Annotated in this window: 6 protein-coding genes and 1 rRNA gene; 6 read left to right on the forward strand and 1 reads right to left on the reverse strand. The window is 73.7% G+C overall.

The genetic code is table 11. The features are described 5' to 3' along the window. Positions 1–237 precede the first annotated feature (237 nt). The 6 genes from ACFYUZ_RS30130 to ACFYUZ_RS30155 all read left to right on the forward strand — a co-directional run bounded on the left by ACFYUZ_RS30130 (position 238) and on the right by ACFYUZ_RS30155 (position 6633). On the forward strand, positions 238–1047 hold the full coding sequence (locus tag ACFYUZ_RS30130; RefSeq protein WP_389314493.1) for a hypothetical protein: 810 nt from the start codon (positions 238–240) through the stop codon (positions 1045–1047). 160 nt (positions 1048–1207) lie between these two features. Continuing rightward, complete coding sequence (locus ACFYUZ_RS30135; protein WP_389314495.1) at positions 1208–2422, forward strand: hypothetical protein; 1215 nt, start codon at positions 1208–1210, stop codon at positions 2420–2422. 4 nt (positions 2423–2426) lie between these two features. Beyond that, positions 2427–3119, forward strand: a complete 693-nt coding sequence (locus tag ACFYUZ_RS30140) for a DUF4129 domain-containing protein (protein ID WP_389314497.1) — start codon at positions 2427–2429, stop codon at positions 3117–3119. Next, entirely contained in the window at positions 3116–4330 is a 1215-nt protein-coding gene (locus tag ACFYUZ_RS30145; protein WP_389314499.1) for a DUF4350 domain-containing protein, read from the forward strand. The genes ACFYUZ_RS30140 and ACFYUZ_RS30145 overlap by 4 nt, the downstream gene beginning before the upstream one ends. Further along, positions 4327–5310 (forward strand): AAA family ATPase, encoded by a 984-nt coding sequence (locus ACFYUZ_RS30150; protein ID WP_389314500.1) that lies wholly within the window; start codon positions 4327–4329, stop codon positions 5308–5310. The genes ACFYUZ_RS30145 and ACFYUZ_RS30150 overlap by 4 nt, the downstream gene beginning before the upstream one ends. A 12-nt stretch (positions 5311–5322) precedes the next feature. After that, positions 5323–6633 (forward strand): DUF58 domain-containing protein, encoded by a 1311-nt coding sequence (locus ACFYUZ_RS30155; protein ID WP_389314502.1) that lies wholly within the window; start codon positions 5323–5325, stop codon positions 6631–6633. Between the two features lie 99 nt (positions 6634–6732). Here the strand turns inward: ACFYUZ_RS30155 and rrf are convergent. Beyond that, positions 6733–6824: ribosomal RNA gene (gene rrf, locus ACFYUZ_RS30160) — 5S ribosomal RNA — on the reverse strand; the annotation flags it as partial.

The following is a 6824-nucleotide window of genomic DNA, read 5'->3' on the forward strand; positions in this document are numbered from 1 at the left end:
CGGCGACGTCCTTGATCAACCGTCGGTGACTGCCCGTGTCCGTGGGTGTTGATGTCAGTCATGGATGTCCCCCCCCGTGTCCCCCGTGGTCGCGCAGAACCGTACCCGAATCGGCCCCCGAGGCCCACGGCCAGGACCGGGCCTCCTCGGCTCCGGACGGACCGGACGCCGCGGAGACCGGTGCCGGGATCCCCCTCCGAGATGCGGTCGGGAGGAGGAGGCGGTGAGCATGGAGGGGTGACCGTCTGCCCGGCGCAGACGGTCCGTCTCCTCGCGTTCGGCGGTGCCGGGCCTGTTGGCCCCCTGCTCGACAGCGATCGGGGCGGCCACTGCCGTCTCGCCGCGGACTTCGCCGGGGAGGGCACGGTGCGCCGGCTGTACATGCCCGGCACTCCCGTCCTCATCACCCGGTTCATGGCCCCGGAAGGCGTCGGAGAAGTCATCGACTTCCTGGAGCCCATCGCCTCGCGGGTTCCCGCCGCCAGGCACCGCCTCATCCGAGTGGCCCGGGTGGTCCGCGGCAGTCTCCCCTTCGAGGACCACGGCACCGACCTGCACCTCCAGGCTTCCGGTCCGGTACGGCTGCACGCCGACGGCGTCGACGTCGCCAGTCGCTTCACCCTGAACGCCGGCGAGAGCGCGACGGTGATCCTCACCAGCGAGACGGACGCGACGGCCGCTGGCGGTGGACGCCCCGGATGGGCGATGCCGACCACCGAGGAGATCGTGGCTCGGCTCGACACCTGCCGTGACTTCTGGCTCGCCCGGCTGAAGTCCTGCCGCTACCAGGGCAGCGGGCACGAGAGGGTCGCCCGTTCCGCGATCACCCTCAAGCTGCTCACCTACGCGCCGACCGGCGTCATCTTCACCCCCGCCGCCCTCGGGCTGCTCGTCTCCTCTCTCGGGGCGGAACGCCTCACACTGAGCCGGACCCGACTCCCCGCCCGTCCGTCTGTCCTCGCCCCGCACACCGTGGAGCAGGCGCGGTGCCGGGCGTCCAGGTGGTGCGCACCACCAGCCGATCACCACCTGCCGCTCGCGCGATGAAGACCCGGACAAAGGTACGAAGGAGATGCGGGCTCCGGCCCATGGGCGGGCCCCGCGTGGCACGATGGCACCCGGCCCGCCGCCGTGTCAGGTGTCGGCCGCCGTGACCGAGCCGGTTCGCCGATCCGGCACCGCGACCATTCCTCCGAGGTGGACGACCGTGAACGACACTCCGGGCTGGACCTCGCCCGGATCCGCCCCCTCCGACGGCCAGGACGGCTCGGGCACCCCCGTGCCCCCCTCCTCGGCCGAGGCCGACGGCCCCACCGCCCAGTGGTCCAAGGAGCAGCCGCCCGCCGGCCAGTGGTCCCCGCCGACCGACCGCACCCCGCCCCCGGCCCCCGGCCAGAACTGGGGAGCCCCGCCGCCGAACGTCCACTGGGGCAGGCCCCCGGCCGCGAAGCCCGGAGTCGTCCCGCTGCGCCCGCTGGGCATGGGCGAGATCCTCGACGGCGCGGTGAAGACCCTCCGCACCTACTGGCGCACGGTCCTCGCCATCACCGTCACGGTCGCGGTGATCTCCCAGATCGCCGACATCCTGGCCCAGCGGTACCTCGTGCCGGCACCCCCCGAGGTAAACGCGGACGCCACGCCCGCCGAGAAGCTGCAGCAGTCCGTCGACTCGGCCCAGGCCTCCCTGATCGCCCTGGGACCGTCGCTCCTGGTGACGATGGTGGCGTCCCTCGTGAGCGCCGCCCTGTTGACCGTCGTCATCAGCCGCGCGGTCCTCGGCCGCCCGGTCTCGCTGGGCTCCGCCTGGCAGGAGGCCCGCCCGCGCCTGCTCCAGCTCCTCGGTCTGACCCTGCTCCTCGCGGCGATGGCCGTCGCCATCGTGACCGTCGGCCTGCTCCCCGGCCTCCTGATCGGCGGCGCCGGAGGAGTGGCCCTGACCTTCCTCGGCGGCCTGGGCGCCATCGCGGCGGTCCTCTGGCTGATGATCCGCTTCAGCCTCTCCTCCCCCGCCCTCATGCTGGAGCGCAAGGGGGTCATCCCCTCCCTGAAGCGCTCGGCGAAGCTGGTGCGGGGCTCGTGGTGGCGGATCTTCGGCATCACCCTGCTGACGCAGCTGCTGATCTTCCTCTTCGCCATGATCATCGCGATCCCGTTCACCATCATCGGCATCGCGGTCGACGGCGAGGGCTTCTCCGGCCTGCTGTCCGGCACCACCACCAGGTTCGGCTGGCCGTTCCTGATCATCACGGGCATCGGCGGCGTGATCACCAGCGCGATCACCTACCCGATCTCGGCCGGCGTGACCGTCCTGCTCTACGTGGACCAGCGCATCCGCCGCGAAGCCCTGGACCTCGAACTGGCCCGGGCCGCGGGCCTCCCCGGCTACGGCCCCACGCCGGGCACCGACACCGTCGGAGGCTGATGCGGTGACGTTCACGGGGGGAACGGCCGCGGCACTCGCACGGCTGCGCGCCGACGGCGACACACCGGTGGACATCTCCCGCGTCCCCGCCCGCGAGGCGGCGGAGCGGGAGCTGTCCGATCCGAGGTACCACGAGAACGACCCGAACCTCCTCCAGCGCGGCCTCAGCCGCTTCTGGGAGTGGCTGGACGACCTCTTCGGCGCCGCTTCCGGGGCCACCCCGGGCGGCGTCCTCGGCCTCGTCGTCATCGTCCTGGTGGTGGCCGCCCTGGCCGCCGCCCTCTGGTGGCGCCTCGGCACCCCGCACCGGACACCCGGCACCACCGGCGACTCCCTCTTCGCCGACGGCCCCCGCACCGCCCGGGACCACCGCACGGCCGCCGCACGGCACGCCTCCGCCGGCCGCTGGAACGAGGCCGTCCAGGAACGGATGCGGGCCATCGTCCGCTCCCTGGAGGAGCGCGCCCTCCTCGAACCCCGCCCCGGCCGCACCGCCGACGAGGCCGCCGCCGAAGCCGGCCGCTCCCTCCCCTCCCACGCGGACGACCTGCGCCTCGCCGCCCGCGCCTTCGACGACGTCACATACGGCGGCCGCACCGCCGACGAGCCCGCGTACCGCCGCGTCGAGGCACTGGACACCGCCCTGGAACGGACCCGCCCGACCCTCGACACCACCTCCACGGGGACGCCCGCATGAGCCGCCCGGTCACCGGCACCACCTCGACGGCCCCCTCCGCCCGCCAGGTGTGGACCCGCGTCCGCGGCGCGGTCCTCGTCCTCGCCCTGATCCTGACCGGCGGCCTCGCCCTCGCGACGGTCCGGTCCACCGACGCCCACGGCGCCCTCGACCCGCGCTCCGCCGACCCCCAGGGCAGCCGCGCGGTCGCCGAACTCCTCAAGGCCCGCGGCGTCACCGTCACCCTCGCCACCACCCTGTCCGAGGCCACGGCGGCCACGGACACCGGATCCACCCTCCTGGTCACCACCCCCGACCTGCTGACGGCCACCCAGCAGTCCACACTCCGCTCGGCCATGACCGGCTCCGCCACCCGCACGGTCCTCGTCGGCGCCGGCCGCGCCTCCCTCGACACCCTCGCCCCCGGAGTCACCGGCGCCCCCAGCACCCCGGTGGGGGAACGCACCCCCGGCTGCACCCTGCCGGCCGCCATCCGCGCCGGCAGCGTCGACCTCGGCGGCGAACGCTACGAGCCCTTCCCCGGCACCCCCGCCGAGGCCTGCTACCGCTCCGACGGCCTGCCCACCCTGCTCCTCCTCCCCGGCACCGGCAGCGACACGGGCAGCACCGACACCGTCCTCCTCGGCTCCCCCGACATCCTCTACAACTCCCGCCTCGACCAACGGGGCAACGCCTCGCTGGCCCTGCAACTCCTCGGCTCCCAGCCCCATCTCGTCTGGTACCTCCCCTCCCTCTCCGACACCTCGGCCACCACCGACACGCCCGCCGGCGACACCATGGGCAACTTCCTCGCCCTCATCCCCTCCGGCTGGCTGTGGGGCGCCCTCCAACTCGCCCTCGCGGCCCTGCTCGCCGCCCTCTGGCGCGGCCGCCGCCTCGGTCCCCTGGTCACCGAGCGCCTCCCCGTCGCCCTCCGCGCCTCCGAGGCCACCGAGGGCCGCGCCCGCCTCTACCGCAAGGCGAACGCCCGCGACCGCGCCGCCTCCGTCCTGCGCACCGCGACCCGCACCCGGCTCGCCCCGCTGCTCGGCGTCCCCGTCCAGGACGCCCACTCCCCCGACCGCCTCCTCCCCGCACTCTCCGCCCGTCTCCCCGAGACGACCGCGGACCCCAGGAACCTCCTCTTCGGCCCGGCACCCGCCGACGACGCCACCCTCATCCGCCTGGCGGACCAACTCGACGCCCTCGAAAGAGAGGTACGCACCTCATGAGCGCCCCGACCCCCGAGACCGCCACGGACTCGGACAGCGCCCGCGCCTCCCTGGAGGCCCTGCGCACCGAGATCGCGAAGGCCGTGGTCGGCCAGGACCCCGCCGTCACCGGTCTCGTCGTCGCCCTGCTCTGCCGGGGACACGTCCTCCTCGAAGGCGTCCCCGGAGTCGCCAAGACCCTCCTGGTCCGCTCGCTGGCCGCGGCACTCGACCTCGACACCAAGCGCGTCCAGTTCACCCCCGACCTGATGCCGAGCGACGTCACCGGCTCCCTGGTCTACGACGCCCGCACCGCCGAGTTCTCCTTCCAGCCCGGCCCGGTCTTCACCAACCTGCTGCTCGCCGACGAGATCAACCGCACGCCCCCGAAGACCCAGTCCTCCCTCCTGGAGGCGATGGAGGAGCGTCAGGTCACGGTCGACGGCATGCCGCGCCTCCTCCCGGAGCCGTTCCTGGTCGCCGCGACCCAGAACCCCGTCGAGTACGAGGGCACCTACCCTCTCCCCGAAGCCCAACTGGACCGTTTCCTGCTCAAGCTGACGGTCCCTCTGCCCTCACGCGCGGACGAGATCCATGTCCTCACCCGCCACGCCGAGGGCTTCGACCCCCGCGACCTGAAGGCCGCAGGCGTCCGCCCCGTCGCGGGCCCCGCCGAACTCGAAGCGGCCCGGGCCGCCGTCGCCAAGGTCTCGGTCTCCACCGAGATCGCCGGCTATGTCGTCGATATCTGTCGTGCCACGCGTGAATCCCCCTCGCTCACGCTCGGAGTCTCCCCCCGAGGCGCCACCGCCCTGCTCTCCACCGCCCGTGCCTGGGCCTGGCTCACCGGCCGGGACTACGTCACCCCGGACGACGTCAAGGCCCTCGCGCTCCCCACCCTGCGTCATCGCATCCACCTGCGGCCCGAGGCCGAGATGGAGGGGGTCACCCCCGACTCCGTCATCAACTCGATCCTCGCCCACGTCCCCGTCCCCCGCTGAGAACGGCGCCCCATGGCCCTCACCGGACGAACCGCGCTGCTCGCCGCCCTCGGATCGCTCCCCGTCGGCATCCTCGCCCCCAGCTGGGCGGGGATGCTCGCGGTGAACGCGCCCCTCTCCCTCGCAATTCTGTGCGACTACGCCCTGGCGGCGCCAGTACGAACGCTCCAATTCACCCGAAGTGGTGACACATCCGTTCGACTCGGTGACGGAGCCGAGGTCCAGCTCACCGTCACCAACCCGTCCCGCCGCCGCCTCCGCGCCCAGCTCCGCGACGCCTGGCCGCCCAGCAGCTGGCTCCCCGGCACCGAACAGGCCTCCTCACGCCGCCGGCTGACGGTCCCCGCCGGGGAGCGCCGCCGCCTCACCACGAGCCTGCGCCCGACCCGCCGCGGCGACCGTCACGCCGAACGGATCACGGTCCGCTCCTTCGGCCCCCTCGGTCTCGCCGCCCGCCAGGGCCACCACGAGGTCCCCTGGACCGTCCGCGTCCTGCCCCCTTTCACCAGCCGCAAGCACCTGCCGTCACGCCTGGCCCGGCTCCGCGAGCTCGACGGCCGCACCAGCGTGCTCACCCGAGGCGAAGGCACGGAGTTCGACAGCCTCCGCGAGTACGTCCCCGGCGACGACACCCGCTCGATCGACTGGCGGGCCACGGCCCGCCAGACCACCGTCGCCGTCCGTACCTGGCGACCCGAACGCGACCGGCACATCCTGATCGTCCTCGACACCGGCCGCACCTCGGCCGGCCGCGTCGGCGACGTCCCCCGCCTGGACGCCTCCATGGACGCGGCTCTCCTCCTCACCGCGCTCGCCTCCCGAGCCGGCGACCGCGTGGACCTCCTGGCCTACGACCGCCGCCTCCGCGCCCAGGTCCAGGGCCGCTCCGCCGGCGACGTCCTGCCGGCCGTGGTCAACGCCCTCGCCCCGCTGGAACCCGAGCTCGTTGAGACCGACGCACGCGGTCTCGCCGCGACGGCCCTGGCACGCGCTCCGCGCCGCTCGCTGATCGTCCTCCTGACCGGCCTCGACGCCGCCCCGATCGAGGAGGGCCTCCTCCCGGTCCTCCCCCAGCTCGCCCAGCGCCACACGGTGCTGGTGGCCTCCGTCGCCGATCCTCATGTGGCGGACATGGCCGGGGGACGCGGCACCATCGAAGCCGTCTACGAGGCCGCGGCCGCCACACAGACCCAGTCCCAGCGCGCCCGCACCGCGGATCAGCTCCAGCGCCACGGCGTCACGATCGTCGACGCCACCCCCGAGACCCTTGCTCCCGCCCTGGCGGACGCCTACCTCGCTCTGAAAGCAGCCGGCCGCCTCTGAAGGCCGGCGCCAGCGCCGTCTCCCGAAGGGAGATCCGGCACGTGCCCTAAACGCAGAAAAGCCCCGCACCATGAGGTGCGGGGCTTTCCCACAATGATTGTTCGGCGGCGTCCTACTCTCCCACAGGGTCCCCCCTGCAGTACCATCGGCGCTGAAAGGCTTAGCTTCCGGGTTCGGAATGTAACCGGGCG

The organism is Streptomyces sp. NPDC004266, assembly GCF_042874095.1.
Taxonomy (GTDB): domain Bacteria; phylum Actinomycetota; class Actinomycetes; order Streptomycetales; family Streptomycetaceae; genus Streptomyces.